Annotated in this window: 8 protein-coding genes; 4 read left to right on the top strand and 4 right to left on the bottom strand. The window is 68.8% G+C overall.

Annotation, left to right across the window (positions count from 1 at the left end; all coding sequences use genetic code 11):
- Positions 1-5 precede the first annotated feature (5 nt).
- Entirely contained in the window at positions 6-950 is a 945-nt protein-coding gene (locus FSW04_RS06600; protein ID WP_146917577.1) for a hypothetical protein, read from the top strand.
- A 314-nt stretch (positions 951-1,264) separates the two neighbouring features.
- Here FSW04_RS06600 and FSW04_RS06595 read toward each other — a convergent pair whose 3' ends face one another.
- The 3 genes from FSW04_RS06595 to FSW04_RS06585 form a co-directional block, all read right to left on the bottom strand.
- Positions 1,265-2,764 carry a UvrD-helicase domain-containing protein gene (locus FSW04_RS06595; protein WP_146917575.1) on the bottom strand — a complete coding sequence of 500 codons (1,500 nt, stop codon included), beginning with the start codon at positions 2,762-2,764 and terminating at the stop codon, positions 1,265-1,267.
- A complete protein-coding gene (locus tag FSW04_RS06590; protein WP_146917573.1) occupies positions 2,761-4,656 on the bottom strand; it encodes an ATP-dependent nuclease in 1,896 nt (631 codons plus the stop codon). The genes FSW04_RS06595 and FSW04_RS06590 overlap by 4 nt, the downstream gene beginning before the upstream one ends.
- Positions 4,657-5,192: 536 nt before the next feature.
- Positions 5,193-6,278: a Fic family protein gene (locus tag FSW04_RS06585; protein WP_187369308.1), complete on the bottom strand. Its 1,086-nt coding sequence runs from the start codon at positions 6,276-6,278 to the stop codon at positions 5,193-5,195.
- A 756-nt stretch (positions 6,279-7,034) separates the two neighbouring features.
- On the opposite strand from FSW04_RS06585, the gene FSW04_RS06580 reads away from it, so the two are divergent.
- The gene (locus FSW04_RS06580; protein WP_187369307.1) at positions 7,035-8,240 is read left to right on the top strand and encodes a phosphodiester glycosidase family protein; all 1,206 of its coding nucleotides are present in this window, start codon (positions 7,035-7,037) and stop codon (positions 8,238-8,240) included.
- Between the two features lie 404 nt (positions 8,241-8,644).
- On the opposite strand, the gene FSW04_RS06575 is transcribed toward FSW04_RS06580, so the two are convergent.
- Complete coding sequence (locus FSW04_RS06575; RefSeq protein WP_187369306.1) at positions 8,645-9,388, bottom strand: FadR/GntR family transcriptional regulator; 744 nt, start codon at positions 9,386-9,388, stop codon at positions 8,645-8,647.
- Between the two features lie 109 nt (positions 9,389-9,497).
- On the opposite strand from FSW04_RS06575, the gene FSW04_RS06570 reads away from it, so the two are divergent.
- The gene (locus tag FSW04_RS06570) at positions 9,498-11,729 is read left to right on the top strand and encodes a hydantoinase/oxoprolinase family protein (RefSeq protein WP_146917563.1); all 2,232 of its coding nucleotides are present in this window, start codon (positions 9,498-9,500) and stop codon (positions 11,727-11,729) included.
- On the top strand, positions 11,726-13,558 hold the full coding sequence (locus tag FSW04_RS26850) for a hydantoinase B/oxoprolinase family protein (protein WP_228431218.1): 1,833 nt from the start codon (positions 11,726-11,728) through the stop codon (positions 13,556-13,558). The genes FSW04_RS06570 and FSW04_RS26850 overlap by 4 nt, the downstream gene beginning before the upstream one ends.
- Positions 13,559-13,603: the final 45 nt, after the last annotated feature.

Below are 13,603 nucleotides of genomic sequence, written 5' to 3'. Positions count from 1 at the left end.
CACCGGTGACGACGCGCCACCCGTGCGGATACCCATGGCAGTCCGACGTTGGCCCGGCGGAACAGGTCGCCGGCGGCGAAGGGGGCGCGGTCTACGCGGCCGAGAACCGAACGACGCAGGAGCTGTGGGTCATCGTCGACGAGAGCTCGATGGCAGACATGCTGCCTGCAGACGAGCGGCAAGAGCTCGTACGCCTGACGCGCTACTCGGCGCGACGTGACCGACGCCAATGGGTCATGGACGTCACGGCGATTCGCGAGCGGCTCCAGTGCCTATCCGGCGGCGAAGGCGATCGCTGGGCCGTCGACGAGATCCTCGTAGAACTGGTGGACCAGACCGCCGTCGACCTCCAGGCACGAGCGCGGGCAGAAGGCCTCACCCACGTCAACGAGCGTGACCATCTGCAGCCTGCCTGTGCCCAGGCCGCTGCGCGTCTGGCAGCCTCGCGGGAGCCGGAGACCGCTGTCTCAACCCAGTTCGGCCTCAAGCTCGATGCCTGGCCGCGGCTGGGCAACGTTGACGTGACACTCCACCGGCCTGGCCGGCAGCCGGTCATGATCGAACTGAAGGCCGGCCGCGGCAACGATGCGGCCGTCCAGTGCGTCTGGGACGCGCCGAAGCTCGCCTTCGCGCTCTTCGAGGGGCGCGCCGACGCCGGCTATCTCCTAGCTGCAGCGCCCGTGAAGGACTGGCAGCGGCCGGCCCGCGGTACCGAATTCTTCCGCGACCTGGACCACGACAGCCGTGTTCTCGGACTGCTCTACGACGACCACTGGCGGTGGTGGCGGGAAAACGAACACGGCATGGGGCCGAGCAGTCTCCCGGCCCGCTTTCGGACGCGACCGTTGCACACCGCGGCACTGACAGTCGCCAGCACCGCGTGGGAACTCCGGCTGGCAGCAGTTCACGACGTCAGCGCCGAGCTCATCGCCTGGCCCTCACCGCGATGACGTCCGCGGGCGCGGAGATCAACGCCTTCTTGCAGCGGCGGATCCGGCGTGCCGGAGTGGACGAGGTGACGGCCGTGGAGGCCGCCCGTTGGCTCGACGCCGCGGGCTTGCTGCGCGACAGTCCATCTCGTCCGGGTCTACCTCTACGCAACATGTTGCGGTCGGGGCAGATTCTCGGCGCCGACCAGCGGCCGCAGGGCGCCTACGGCAGGTGGTTCATCATACGTTCTCTTTCATGCGGCGAGCGTCGCACGATGGGCGGCGGACCCGACGCCTCCAGGGCCACGACCTAGCGGATTGGACAGGCGAGACAGTCAGACGGCGATGGTGCTCTCGCGCGCTCGAGTGCATGCGACATAGATGAGCCGATGCGCTGTGACTTCATGGCTCAGACCCTGGCTGAGAGAGCCATGGTGGTCGTCGGTGAGGGCGACGCCCACACGGTCCCATTCTCGACCTTTCGCCTGATGGACCGTGAGACCTGGGATCGGGTCGATAGGTTGGACAATCCGTTCGCGAAGCCAGCCCAGACGCTTGGTGTAGTTCCCGCGGACTTCCGGGAACACGGCGCTGGACTCAGTAGCCAGTGCGGCGACGATGCCGTTGTAGGCGGCCACGAGCCCGGGCTTACCGGGCGTACGTAGCCGGTCGAGCACGTCCGGCCACAGCAGATCGAGCCGGGCGCTGACTTCCGGATCTTCGATGCCCAGCGTGCTTAGGGCGTCGTCGCGGTACACCGCCGGCAGGGCGAGGACGGCTCGCGTCACGTAGTCCAGCAGCAGCGTTGCGCCAGCTTCGGGGATGTTCCACTTGGCCGATCCAAAGGCGAGTGGCAGGACCGAAGCGTTGAGATCCCAGAGATGCTTCCACTCGGCTGCGAGAACGACATCCAGGACATCGGACGCGTCGCCACGTACGACAGCGATCGGCTTGGAGGCCCGGAGGTCTGCGGCCAACTGCGCCTGGGCGCTGGATCGCCACCGGAACGATGTGGTGAGTTGCGCACTCTCAGCATGAAGGTCGGCCACGAGAGCCGGCACGAGGTCGGGGCGTGCGCCCCGGAACCGATAGAGGGCCTGCCACGGGTCACCGATGAGCGTGACTTCGGCGTTGGCGTCGGCCGCAAGCCTCACCACCTCGAGGTCCAGATCGTTGGCGTCGAAGACCTCGTCGACGATGAGCGCACGGGTCGTAGCCTCGAGACGCTCAACGGCAAACTGTCGGAGCTCGGGCTTCTGCAGCGCGAGGGCGAGCAGCTCGCGCACGTCCTCGTGGGTGCACATTCCCGCGTTGATGCACTTCGCCACACCGGCCGGCTGCGGCTGGCTGAATGCCTTCTCGTAGATCCGAGGAACGGCGACGGCCCTCGACCCGAGCAACGTGATCCGCACCCCGCGGTTCGTGAAGGAGGGTTCCACGACCGATTTCCACGTGTCTCGTACGTCGAGCTCGATGTGCCCTCCAGGCCATAGGAGGTGGCCGCCGCGCAGAAGAGACACGAGGAGGTCGTAGATCAGCGTGTCGAGAGTGATGACGCGGTGGGGTCGAGTCACGCCGATGCGACCCCAGTGTCGACGAATTCGCGTGGCGAGCTCCCAGGTCGCAGCTCGTGTGAAGCTCACGGCCACGACCGCTCTAGGGTCGATCACAGCGGTGCGCTGGAAGCGCTGGACCGCGAAGCGATGAGCGGCGACGGTGGTTTTGCCGGATCCGGGGGCGGCCTCGATGTACAACCTTGACGCCCGCGCGCCAACGGCAGCGCGCTGCTCCGCAGTCAGAGACGCGCCGAGCGATGTCGCCGGCAGGCGAATCATGTACTGGTTGTGCCTGCCGCGTGCATAGCCTCAAGCGGGCCTTCGTACAAAAACGCCAGCAACTCGGCGACTTCCTTGGGGACGTTGACGACCTCGCCCTTGTGTCGAGCGAGTCGTACGCGCGCTGCGAACTCGAGAGCGAACTCGCCCTTACGCCTCGCGCCGGCGCCCGCCGGAGTCGCCGGACGGTCGTCGCGGGCTGCGCGGGAACCGCGGAACATCGCCTCGACGTTGTCGACCGATGCCGGCTCGTCGGACGCCAACCCCATCGTGTCCAGCACGCTTGAGACGAGGGCTTCGTTGCGTTCGGTCAGCGCTGGCTCAAGCGTCGGACGGCTGAAGAAGATCCGCGCGATGTCACCGTCGTGGTCGGCTAGCCAATCAGGAACGCTCGGCTCGATCTCACGGGGCTTGTCACTGTCGGACAAGATGGCGAGCCGCGAGCAGATCTCAGACCCCGGTGTCGCAAGTAGTCGGACCGGCCAAGCACCAACCTTCGTGCCCATTGGAACGATGGTGAGGGAATCCACGAATGCCTGCTTGTCCGGATCGCCAGCGGCCCAGACGTGGGCGAGTTCGCGGAGGACGGCGACTTCGGTGACGCCTTCGACCAGGACCAGCCGATCTGCGAAGAGTGCTGCCGAACGGCTTGCGTCGAGATGCAGCCGCGTCTTGCGCAGTACATCGTCGCGGTCCGTGATCGGCACGCTGGCAATCGCCACGGACCGGCGATCCCCGGCGCCGCCTCGCCGCAGAACAACGAGGTCCTCAGGGTCACACGCCGAGACGATGTCGGGTGCGTGCGAGGAGACGATGACCTGTAGTTCTCGGCGACGCAGCGTGATTGCACGGAGATAACGGATGAGCGAGTGCTGCAACTGCGGATGCAGATGAGCCTCTGGCTCCTCCAGGATCAAAGTCGCGTGGAAGACGCCGGCAGGGAAGAACGAATCCTCCTCAGCCTGCGCCTCCGCGGCGACATCGTCGAGGTCGGCGTCAGCCTGCGGCGCCGCCCGCGCCTGTTGGTCCGATTCACCCGGGCCACGCTCGTCGGTCGGGCCGGTGGGCTGCAGGGGAATACTCAGGTCCGGGATGGCGGCGAGCGTGATCGCAACGTGCAGCAAGTTCACGTAGCCGAGACCCGACACATCCAGCGCTCGCGCATGCTCGCGGCCTTCAAGAGTGGCGAGCATCAACTCGAGTACGCGTGCGAGATACAGGTCGTCGACCACTTGTCCGCGGACATACGGCCACTGCCGGGTCACGCCGGCTGACAGGGACGCGAGATGCGTTGCGATGCGCTCTTCGATCGCCTTGATCAGATCGTGCTGGGCCAAGGCTTCCAGAAGATTCGTCGCGCTGGCCCGGAGGCCACCGAGATCGCGGCCGCCGGTTGCGCGTTGCTGCTGTGCCCGGAGAAGCTCAACGAGAACCCGGGCCTCACGTCTGGCGAGTTCGTCCAGGGGATTCCGGTGCGCGGGAAGGTGCACGAGCCGCAGGTGCTCAAGGAGCGAGGAATCGGACGGCTGGCCCGGGCGGACGACGCCGAGCTGACGGTTGAGGTCTCGCGTCCACTCGCCCGCCGACCCGCCCGGCGCTTCATGTCCGCTTGCGATCTGGAGCGCGCGCCCGAGAGGACCCTCATCGGATAGATCGGCTTCGTAGCTGTACGCCGCCGAAACTGAGCGCGGTCGAGCGCCGAGCGCCTCGGCGGCGAAGGTTGGCGATCGTGGAAACACCGACCGATGTGCGAGGACGACGCCGTCACACACCGTCGTCTTACCTACGCCATTGGCGCCCACGAGAACACTGAATCGCCCGGGGAGCGATACCTCCAACTCGCCGTCGGCTGCGGCGCGATATCCAGCGACTTTCAGAGTGCTGAGGAACATCGGCTCATTCTCCTATGCGAGCAGGACACCGGTGACAGTCTGACCCGCGCGCCTCTCGGCATCACCTCACGCCGGACCGCCCGTGACCGCGATCGCTATACCGCGATGTGCCATGGGCCCCGAGCGGTTGCAGCGGGGCCGCGATGGCGAATGGGTGGTGGGCAACGACATGCCGCCCGACATCCTGACGCGCGTCGCGTTCATCACTGTGCCCATGCAGGACGTTGGGGCGACGGCTGGCAACTCACGAACTACAGCGCGGGTGGGCCTGTTCATCCGGCGACGTCCAGCCCTCGCGGTCGCCCACTCGGAATCGTCAATGTGCGCACCGCTGAAGTGCACCGCGCACGACGCCCTCGTGCTGGATCTGAGCGACCCCGTATCCCTTGGGTTGTCAGCCGGCCTTGTAGCCGAGCCTCGAGTAGGCACGTTGGCGTTTTGCGTCCATGCGTCGGAGCACTGGGACGAACTGGTCGACGTAGTCGACGATGTGGGCGGGTTCTCAGCGTGCCCACCCGGTGTCGCCCCGGGTGCGGTCACCGTCCGGATTGCAGGTGCTCACGCAGCGAAGGGGAGGCGACGTAGCGCGTGCTGCGGGTCCGTCCTTGCTGATGGATGAGCGCGGCGTCGACGAGTCGCCTGAGGTCGGTGGTCGCGGTGGCCAGGGAAACACCGGCTTCCAGGGCGTAGGCCTTGCGTTCGACGCCGTCGAAGAGGCTCTGCTCGAGGGCGATGACGAGCCGGTCCGGCCAGCCTCGGGATTCGACGAGCTCTTCGAGCGCCGCCCAGCGCGCGGATGCGGCGGCGATCTGGTCCAGACGTGCTCGCGCCTGTTCGATGTGGGCGGTGATGCAGAAGCGGATCCACGGCGTGGCGTCGCGGTCGGGCTGGTAGCTGCCGCCTTGGACCTGCTGCAGGACGCGGTAGTAATCGCCGGTATGACGACCGAGGTGCTCCTCGATCGAGCTGAACTCCGGCGCGAGCAGCCCGGCGCGCGCGAGCACGAGCGATTGGACGATGCGGGAGATGCGCCCGTTGCCGTCGGCGAAGGGATGGACCGAGACGACGTGCAGGTGCGCCATCGCGCCACGCACCGCGACGTGGCTGTCGAGGTCGCCGTCCTGAAGCCAGCCGACGACGTCATCCATGAGTCCAGGGACCTCATCGAAGTCCGGGCCGGTGTAGGCCGGTGGTCCGCCGCCTGGGCTCGTGACGTAGATCGGCCCGGTGCGCCACAACCCGGGCGAGCGGTCGCGCTGGAAGAGGCAGGCATCGAAGTGCAGGTCGAGGATCACGCGATCCAGCCACCGGAAGTGCGGGTCGATGGCCAGCGTGCCGACGTGGTCCATCGCACGCGCGTAGCTGGCCAGCGCCATGCGATCGGTGTCTGCCGGATCGGGGACGTCGGAGCCTGCCACGATCCCCGGGCCGTCGCCCCTGGGCACGTGAAAGCCCTCGATCGAGACCGAGCTCTCCATCGTGCTCGCTCGCACCTGGCGTCGCAGCTGACCCAGCCACGGACCCGCGACTCCGGTCGCGTCGCCGAGACGAGCGCGCAGCCCATCGAGCTCGCGCAGCTGCGAAGCAAGTGCCTTGCTTGGTGTCGGCGTCGAAAACAGCACTCCAACAGACTAGTCGAGTATTCGCCTAATCGCCAAGTCTGACGCGGAGTCCGTGACCGCGCGGCACCGCACCCGAGGCCAGATCGCGGAGATCGTCAAGCAGGTGACGACCGAACCCGCCCGGTGTCCACCACACACTGCCGCTGTCATTGATTAGTGTTCTTGTGCATTCATCCCGCGGGTCCCCGATAGGTCCCACAGCCCGCAAATGAGTACTTTTTGCAGCCAGATCGTACTTGCGCTAACTTGCGTGAAGTCAGGTCTTTCAGCGAGCGGGCAGCCCCTACGGAACCGAAGGTCAGAGGTCCGAATCCTCTCGGGCGCTCACGACATGTCGGCGTCCATCGGGCGCGGAAACTCGATGCTCTCCCTCGGTGACTCCGGGCCGGCTCGCAGCTGCGCGGCGCGGGCGCTGAACACCACCTGCCCGTCGACGCGCGGCGTCGGCAGCTCGACTCAGCGGCCGAGCTGCAGGCGCCGGTGGATACGTGCCAGGCGGCGATCGTCACGGCGGTGGTGGGTGTGATGCGCTGGTTGGCCAGGCGACCGCGGTCGATCACGGTGTCGAACCTCGACTTCGGCGTCGCGGACCGCGTAGGCCGCGCAACGAGGCACGCCGTCCGGCCGCCCCGGTACGCGCGACCTTCTGGCGCGTTCCGGTGACACGAGGTAGAGACTTATCGGATGAATCCTCTGCGGCGGTCGGGATCTGGCGGCGGTGTCAGCCGCCCTTCGGAAGCGCCCGAGGCACCGGGCGTGACGGCGTCCGCCGCCGGCAGCGAGCCGCCGGCCCGGGCCACCGCGAGGGGCCGACGGCGCCGCGTCGCCGCCGTGGCCGTCGTCCTCGTCCTGCTCGGGCCTGCGCTCATCTCCTATGCGGTGTGGATGTTGCGGCCGACGAGCATGGCCTTCGGCGTGCGCAGCGTCGAGTGGGTGCGAGCCGACGTGCCGTTCGGCAACGCAATCGTGGACGTGACCGAGCAGGCCTACTACGGCGCGCACGCCCCGAGGAAGGGCGGTCCGCAGCTCAAGCGGCTGCCGCTCGTGGGGCTGGGCGGCCCCGCGGCCGGCCCCACGCCCGCCGCTGGGGCCCCCTCCCGGCACGCGGCTTGGCCACGCCCCATCCGGCCCGTCTTCGCGCAGCCGCTGCCGGGCGAGGGCGTCTGGCATCCGGCCGGCCCACCCGTTGCCAGCCACCCGCCCGTGCTCCTGACGACCTTCCGCCCGGAGGTCGACTACCCGCGCGTCGTCGCCTACGTCGCCTGGTTCGACCACGCGCGCACGGCAATCGCCTACTACCCGGGCCGCTACGAGCCCCCGCGCGCGGCGGTGCGCGGGCCGATGATGGTTCCCAGCAGCCAGCGCGGGCGCCTGCTCGCCACCTTCAACGCGGGCTTCATCGCCACCGACGTCCACAACGGGTCGACCGACAACGGCCGGGTCAACGAGCCGCTGACCGACGGCAACGCGACGCTCGTCGGCTACCGCGACGGGCGCATCGACATCGTGAGGTGGCGGGGAGGCCCGAACGCCGGCACCGACGTGGCGTGGTCGCGACAGAGCCTGCGGCCGATCGTCTGGAACGGCCACCTGAACCCCGAGCTCAACAGCAACCCCGACAGCCCGCAGTGGGGGTTCTCGCTTGGCCACGCCACCCGCGTCTGGCGCACCGGCGTCGGCATCGACCGCCGCGGCAACCTGCTCTTCGTCGCCGCCGACGGCCAGACGGTGATCACGCTGGCGAAGATCCTCCGCCACATCGGCGCCGTCCGCGCGATGCAGTTCGACATCAACCCCGAGTGGCACACGCTGATCACCTACAGCCACGGACACGACGTCGTCCCCAGACTGGTCGAGCCCCAGCCGCAGCAGTCGGCCAACCGCTACCTGGTGCCCGACGACCGCGACTTCTTCGCCGTCTACCGGCGCCTGTCCGGACCGGTCACCGTCCCCTTCAAGTAGCCGCGTGGCCGCGCTGCTCGGCGCGCCGGCTCAGCGCCCGATGTATCGGGCGGCCGTCGCCGAGGATCGGCCGAGGTGAACTCGGAAGATCTGCCGACCGACTCTGCGGATCTGCCGGGCGAGGATGCGAGGTTGGGATCACTGTGATCGAGCGCCACATGTGTCCGAGGGCGCTCGAGGCCCTCGACGACACGCGGGTGCTCGTCGTGGTCGGGCCTCGCCAGGTCGGAGCGCCCTCTCGCTCATCCGCCGCGTTGTCGTCGGTGGACGCATCGCGCTGTTGGCGGCGGTCGAGGATCCTTCGCGCGCCGCTGCAGACCCTCACGAACGAGAAGCAGTGGTTGGTTGACGACGTCCGCGCGTGGCGGCGACGGTCGGGGGCGCCGGCGCCGACGATCCGGCGCCTAGAGAGCCGGCGGACCGGACGCGCCCGAAGCGCCGGCGGGCGGATCGCTCCAGATGCGCCTGTAGATGGTGACCTGCCAGTTCAGGTGGGCGCGCATGAGGCGGGCGGCGCGCGCGGAGTCCTGATCTCTGATGGCGTCGTAGATGTCTCGATGCTCGTCGTGGAGCTGGCAGCCGAACGCATCGTTCAGCGGTTCACGGCTCATTCGCTGCTTGAGCACCATGTAGATCGGCGCCGCCTGAAGGGTCAGCAACGAATTGCACGCTCCGGCAAGAACAGCCATGTGGAAGTCCGCACTGAGCGATATCCGCTCTGCCGTGCCGTCGCTGGGCGGCTCTGCGCTCAGGGCGCGTCGCATCGCATCAAGCTGCTCGGGCGTTCGCCGCTTGGCGCTCTGGCGCGCCGCGTAGACCTCGAGGAGCCCGCGTACCTCCAGGAACTCCTCGAGCGCGAGGTCGTCGGCCTCCCACAACATCATGATGTTGGCGCCGATGTCACCTGTCACCTGCGCGACCGTCGGTGTCGTCACCACGTTGCCGCCCCCGACCCCGCGCGTGGTGTGCACGAGGTGCTGCATCTCGAGGGCGCGCAGCGCCTCGCGCATCGTGCCCCGGCTGACGCCGAACTGCCCTGCCAGCTCGGCCTCACTCGGAAGGCGAGCCCCGTTGGGGAGCGCGCCGCTCGCGATCCGGCCGCGGAGTTGCTCGTAGACGTGCTGGTGAGCCTTCTTGATCCGGGTCATCCGTGGTGCAGGGCCGGCCGATGGGGAACCGGCGCGAGTGTATCCGTGAGTCGCGCACACGCTCGGCCCACTGCATAGATCCGATCTGGATGGCGCTCGATGCCCGGCAATGGCGGACAATCTGCGCATATCCGGTCAAAGATCGGATCTATTGACCTGGAGCCCACGGCGCCGTTACGGTGATCGCGAGCCGGGCCTCCTCCGCCGGCCGCCACGCCCACCGAGTCGAGAGGCAAGCCCCTTGTCGTTCAAAGCCGGCGCGGACGACCCGCCAGCGTCTGAGACCCCAGGGAGATACCTGGTCGGTGTCGACGTGGGCGGAACGTTCACCGACGTGCTGCTGGCCTCCGTCGACGGAGAGCCCCCGACGCTGGCCAAGGTGCTGAGCACCGCCGACCCTGCGATCGGGGTAATCGCGGGTGTTCGAGAGGCGGCGCGGCGCGCGGCCGTCGACCCGGCGGCGGTCGAGTTGATCCTCAACGGCACGACCGTGGTGACCAACACGGTCGTCGAGCGGCGCGGCGCGCGCGTCGGGCTGCTGACCACCCGTGGCTATCGCTACGTCCTGGAGATCGCTCGCTCATGGACCCCCGGACCGGTCAGCGGGTGGATGGTGTGGGACAAGCCCGCGCCGCTGGCCGACACCCGGGACGTACGCGAGCTGAGCGGGCGGATCACCGCCGATGGCACGGAGCTCTTCGCGCACGACGAAGGGGGGGTTCGTGCGGCGGTTCGCGAGCTCAGGGACGCCGGCGTGGAGGCCATCACGATCGCGATCGTCCACGGCTATGCGCGGCCCGACGTCGAGCAGCAGATCGGCGAGTGGGCCGCGGCGGAGGCATCCGACCTGCCCATCTCGCTGGCATCGAGCGTCCTGCCGGAGATGCGCGAGTACGAACGTACTCTGGTCGCCGTCGCCAACGCCTACGTGCAGCCGGCCATGCGCCGTTACGTGCGGTCGCTCGAGCAGGAGCTGCGTGCGTCGTTCCCGACCACCAACCTCAACATCGTCCGCTCAGACGGCGGCGTGATGAGCGGCGAGGACGCGGTTCAACGTCCTATCGAGACGGTGTTCTCCGGACCGGCCGGCGGCGTGCGCGCGGCCGTGCACATCGGCAGGCTCATCGGACATCCCGACGTGCTGAGCTTCGACGTCGGCGGCACGAGCACCGACGTCGCCCTGAGCCGAGGGGGGCACGCCGCGGTGGCGCGACGCAGCTCGCTGACCGAGTACTACAAGGTGCGGGTCCCCTCCCTGGACGTCGTCGCCATCGGCGCCGGAGGCGGTTCGCTCGCACACGTGCCGCTCACGGGCGCGCTGCGCGTCGGGCCCGAGAGCGCCGGATCGAACCCGGGCCCAGCGGCGTATGGGCGCGGTGGCGGCGAACCCACGGTGACCGATGCGAACGTCGTGCTCGGCTACCTGCCGAGCCTGCTCGCGGGCCAGATGGAGATCCGCCACGACCTGGCCCGGCAGGCCGTCGGCCGGGTCGCCGACCGGCTCGGCGTGTCGGTCGAGCAGGCCGCGCGCTCCATCATCGAGGTGATCAACGACCGGATGCTCGGCGGCCTGCGCCTCGTGTCCGTCCAGCGAGGCCACGATCCACGCCGGTTCGCGCTGTTCGCCTTCGGCGGGGCGGGGCCGCTGCACGCCAACGCGCTGCTCGAGCTGCTCGGCAGCCCGGTTGCGGTGGTGCCGGCCGCGCCCGGCGTGTTCTCGACCTACGGGTTCCTCGTCGCCGACGTCCAACGCGAGTTCTCGCGCAGCTACGTGCGGCGGCTGTCACGCGTTGACGAGGCGGAGTTGCGCGGCATCGTAGGCGAGCTGGCCGCCGAGGCGAACGCGTGGCTCACCGATCGCGGCTTCGACGCCGCCGACCGAGACCTCGGCTTCCAGATCGGCATGCGCTACTTCCGGCAGGGTTACGAGCTGCCCATCGTCCACGCCGACCCGGCGGGCGACCCTCACCTGCTGGACACCATTGCCCGGCGCTTCGTCGCCCAACATCGGCAGACGTACCAGTTCGAGCTCGAGATCGAGCCCGAGGTGGTGGTCGTCCGGTGCGTGGCTGCCGGGCGTAAGCCCGTTCCCGCGACGCGACCCGCGGACGCCTCCATCCGCGAGGGATCGGCTCAGGCGATAGCCGACGGCGACCACCAGATCTACTGGGACCGCTCGTGGACGATCGCCCCCCGGTACGACCGGACGAAGCTCGAGCCGGGACACCACCTGGCCGGGCCCGCGGTGATCGAGCAGGAGGACTCGACCACGCTCGTGCATCCGGGGTTCGGCGCGCGAGTGGATGCGCTGTCCAATCTGCTGATCGAGAGGTTGCCATGAGCGTTGACACCGTCACCCTGGAGATCATCGAGAACACGCTGCGCGGGATCCGCCATGAGATGGACGCGGTCATGTTCCGCACGTCGCTGTCGCCGGTGATCCGCGAGACGCATGACACCTACCCGCTGGTGGCCGACCGCGACGGCAGGATGCTGGTCGGGCAGTTCGGCTCGCATCTCGCCTCGTTCCTGGACGAGCTCGACGAGGACCTGGCGCCCGGAGATGTGATCCTCCAGAACGACCCGTATCTCTGCGGCGGTTCGATCTCGCACGTTCCTGACCTCCTGGTCACCCGACCGGTCTTCCACGAGGGCGAGCTCGTCGGCTTCACCGCGCAGTTCGGAAACCTGCTCGACGTGGGCGGGACGGTCTTCGGCTCGATGCCGACGTCCGCGCGCTCGATCTTCGAGGAAGGGATCCGCTTTCCCCCCGTCAAGCTGTACGAGGCGGGCGTGCTCAACCGGTCGCTCGTGAAGGTGCTCGCGCGAAACTCGCGGGCTCCGGAGGAAGCGGTCGCAGACCTGATGGCCCTCTGCACGGCGACCGCCTTGGGCGAGCGGCGCGTCGTCGAGCTGTGCGACCGGTTCGGTCGCGACGTGTATCTCGAAGCGGGCGACCTGCTGCTGGAGCGCACGCGTGCCGCCGTCCAACGGCTGATCGTCGACAAGCTGCCGACATCACCCCAGGCGTTCGAGGACTTCGTCGACGACGACGGCCGCGGGAACGGGCCGTTTCGCATCAAGCTCGCGGTCTGGCGCGAGGACGACCGAGCGATCTTCGACTTCGCCGGCACCTCCCCACAGGCGCCCGGACCCATCAACTTCTACCTGCACGACGGCATGATGAAGATGGTGATCGGCGTCTACCTGATCATGGTCTTCGACCCCGACGTGCTGTTCAACGAGGGGTTCTACGACCTGATCGAGATCCGGATCGAGGACGGCACCCTGCTCCGGCCGCGATACCCGGCGCCGCTCGGAATCCGGCACAGCACCATGTCGCGCTGGATCGACGTCATCGCCGGCGCCCTTGGCCGCCACGTGCCCGAGACCGCGGCGGCCGCAGGCTACGGGTCGAGCCCGCACCTCCTGTACTCGGGAACGACCCGTGCCGGCGAGACGTTCGGGATGCTCGAGATCTTCATGGGCGGCATCCCCGCCCGTCCCGCCGGCGACGGCCTCGATGCGCACAGCTGGTACCCGCAACTCGAGAACACGCCGGGCGAGTACCAGGAGACCTACTACCCGGTCATCGTGGAGGAGTCGGGGATCGTTCCCGACTCAGGCGGCGCCGGCTACCACCGCGGCGGCTGCGGCGTACGCAAGATCGTCCGCTTCCTGGAGCCCGGCGAGCTGTCGATGTTCGACGATCGCCACGTCTCGCACCCGTGGGGCATCGGCGGCGGACGGCACGGCGGACGCTCGCGCAAGGAGCTGGTGCGGGCCGACGGCGAGCGCGAGGCGCTGCCCGCCAAGGTCGACTTCGTGGAGGTCGGCCCGGGCGACGTCCTGATCTACGAGACCGCCGGCGCGGGCGGATGGGGCGACCCCCTCCAGCGACCTGTGGAATGGGTCCTCGACGACGTGGCCAAGGGGTTCGTCTCCCAGGAGGCCGCGCTCGACCACTACGGCGTCGTGCTCGACGATCTCGAGGCGACACGTCGTCTGCGCAGCGCGCGAGCCCGTGCCGTCGTGCCGCTGTTCGACTTCGGGCCGCGTCCGCCCGGGTACGAGGCGACGCTCGACGTTCCCGAGCGCGCACCCTTGGGCGCCGCCGAGGCCATCGAGCCTCGCTCGATCGACGTGGGGCTGCTGGATTCCCGCGAGTAGCGGCCGACGTCACGAGCCGCGACGGGCAGCGCAGCGCCGACCGTG

The organism is Baekduia soli, assembly GCF_007970665.1.
GTDB lineage: Bacteria > Actinomycetota > Thermoleophilia > Solirubrobacterales > Solirubrobacteraceae > Baekduia > Baekduia soli.
This window is presented reverse-complemented; position numbering and strand designations above follow the sequence as displayed.

Coding starts and splice junctions, on each gene's coding strand:
- FSW04_RS06595 (WP_146917575.1), bottom strand. CDS start 2,764: ATGATTCGCCTGCCGGCGACATCGCTCGGCGCGTCTCTGACTGCGGAG.
- FSW04_RS06590 (WP_146917573.1), bottom strand. CDS start 4,656: ATGTTCCTCAGCACTCTGAAAGTCGCTGGATATCGCGCCGCAGCCGAC.
- FSW04_RS06575 (WP_187369306.1), bottom strand. CDS start 9,388: ATGACCCGGATCAAGAAGGCTCACCAGCACGTCTACGAGCAACTCCGC.
- FSW04_RS06570 (WP_146917563.1), top strand. CDS start 9,498: ATGGCGGACAATCTGCGCATATCCGGTCAAAGATCGGATCTATTGACC.
- FSW04_RS26850 (WP_228431218.1), top strand. CDS start 11,726: ATGAGCGTTGACACCGTCACCCTGGAGATCATCGAGAACACGCTGCGC.